The organism is Mesorhizobium sp. M7A.F.Ca.CA.002.04.1.1 (assembly GCF_004022805.1).
Taxonomy (GTDB): Bacteria; Pseudomonadota; Alphaproteobacteria; order Rhizobiales; family Rhizobiaceae; genus Mesorhizobium; species Mesorhizobium ciceri.
On record NZ_RZPL01000974.1, the window covers coordinates 1 to 1,668 of the forward strand.

Sequence of the window (1,668 nt, forward strand, 5' to 3'; positions counted from 1 at the left end):
AATCAGGGCCTTGCCAATCTCAATGCCGGACGCCTGCAGGAGGCGAGCCGCAAGTTCGACGCCGTCGACCGCCAGCACCCCTATTCGGAATGGGCTCGCAAATCGATGGTGATGGGCGCTTTCGCCGATTATCGCCAGGGCAATTACGACGAGGCGATCGGCTCGGCCAAGCGCTACCTCACGCTCTATCCATCGACCGATGACGCCGCCTATGCGCAGTACATCATCGGCTTGAGCTATTACCGCCAGATCAAGGACGTGACGCAGGACCAGAAGGAAGCGCGCCAAACCGTTCAGACAATGCAGGATCTGGTGACGCGCTGGCCGACATCGGAATATGTCGACGACGCCAAGGAAAAGATCCGCTTCGCCAACGATCAGTTGGCCGGCAAGGAAATGCAGATCGGCCGCTACTATCTCGAGCGCCGGGAATACATCGCCGCCGTCAAGCGCTTCCGCACCGTGGTCGAGAATTATTCCAACACGCGCCATGTCGAGGAGGCGCTCGCCCGCCTGACCGAAAGCTATTACGCGATGGGTCTGACTTCGGAGGCGCAGACGGCCGCCGCCGTGCTCGGCACCAACTATCCCGACAGCTCGTGGTACAAGGATTCCTACAAGCTGTTGCAAAGCAATGGGCTTGCACCGCGCGAAAATGCCGGATCGTGGATATCCAAGGCCGGGAAATTGATCACCGGGGCTTGACCCCCCAAGCAGACGTCGCGGGCTTCGCCAACGCGCCGTCTGCCTGATTTCGTTGTTTGTCGCAGGTTCTTGTCGCAAAACCGCGGAACACTTTTGCGGAACCTGCTTGGAGCATCGGATCGAAGCGTACGCAGCGCTTTTTTCGGATTGATCCGGTGCTCAAACAAAAAGATAGTGCGCCGCTGCGACTGCAAATGGTCGCGTGCCGTCCTAGATTCGGGTTCTGATGCTCTCCAGACTGTCGATCCGCGATATCGTCCTGATCGAGAAGCTGGATATCGACTTCCAGCCGGGTCTTTCGGTGCTGACCGGCGAAACCGGTGCCGGCAAGTCCATCCTGCTCGATGCCCTGTCGCTGGCGCTTGGTGCGCGCGGTGACGCGTCGCTGGTGCGCCATGGCGCGGCGCAAGGCCAGGTTATCGCCGTCTTCGACGTGCCGCGCAATCATCCGGCCCGTGCGCTGCTAGCCGACAATGCCATCGAGGATGACGGCGACATCATCCTGCGCCGCCTTCAGACCGCGGACGGCCGTACCCGTGTCTTCGTCAACGATCAGCCTTCGAGCGTCACCTTGATGCGCGATGTCGGGCGCGCGTTGGTCGAGATCCACGGCCAGCACGATGAACGTGCTCTGGTCGATCCCGGCGCTCACCGCGAGGTGCTCGATGCTTTCGGCGGCCATCTCGGCGCCGTTCGCTCGACTGGCGAGGCATGGCGGCATTGGCGCGCCTGCGAGCAGGAGTTGTCGCGCCACCGTGCCAAGGTGGCGGCGGCGGCGCGCGAGGCCGACTATCTGCGTGCGGCGGTGGCGGAATTGACAAAGCTCGATCCGCAGCCGGGTGAGGAGACCGATCTTGCCGAACTGCGCGCGTCGATGATGCGGGCCGAGAAGATCGCGTCCGAAATCCATGACGCGCAGGATGTGCTGTCCGGCCCGCATCATCGACGCGCGCAGTTCGGCAA

2 protein-coding genes are annotated in these 1,668 nt (G+C 62.2%); both read left to right on the top strand.

Translation table 11 applies throughout. The annotated features are described in order from the left end of the window. Window positions 1–705: outer membrane protein assembly factor BamD (locus ENZ75_RS31155; protein WP_164888150.1), on the top strand; the 705-nt coding region annotated here is incomplete at its 5' end. A gap of 226 nt (window positions 706–931) precedes the next feature. Then, window positions 932–1,668, top strand: a 737-nt coding sequence (locus ENZ75_RS31160; protein WP_164888151.1) for an AAA family ATPase, incomplete at its 3' end; no start/stop codon positions are given.